Raw genomic sequence first — 295 nt, forward strand, 5'->3', positions numbered from 1 at the left:
TACGGAGCAACCTGACGACACGGCAGACAGCAGCCGCTACGAAGCCCACCTGGACCCGGAGCTGGTCGAACTGTTCCTGGAAGAGGCCGAAGAAATTCTCGAGTCTGCCAGCCACATTCTTGACCAGTGGGAAGCCGGCGACAGCAGTAATGTGAGCAGCCTGCAGCGCGATCTGCACACCCTGAAGGGCGGCGCCCGCATGGCCGGTGTTGCCCCGGTAGGCGATCTGGCCCACGAACTGGAAAACCTCTACGAAGGCTATAACGCCGGGCAACTGGAGTCTGATGCTGCCCTG

At 61.7% G+C, this 295-nt stretch carries 1 protein-coding gene; it reads left to right on the forward strand.

Annotation, left to right across the window (positions count from 1 at the left end; all coding sequences use genetic code 11):
• On the forward strand, window positions 1-295 hold a 295-nt coding region (locus A3754_RS01550; RefSeq protein WP_156496672.1), incomplete at both ends, for an Hpt domain-containing protein.

It is taken from the genome of Alcanivorax sp. HI0083 (assembly GCF_001635175.1).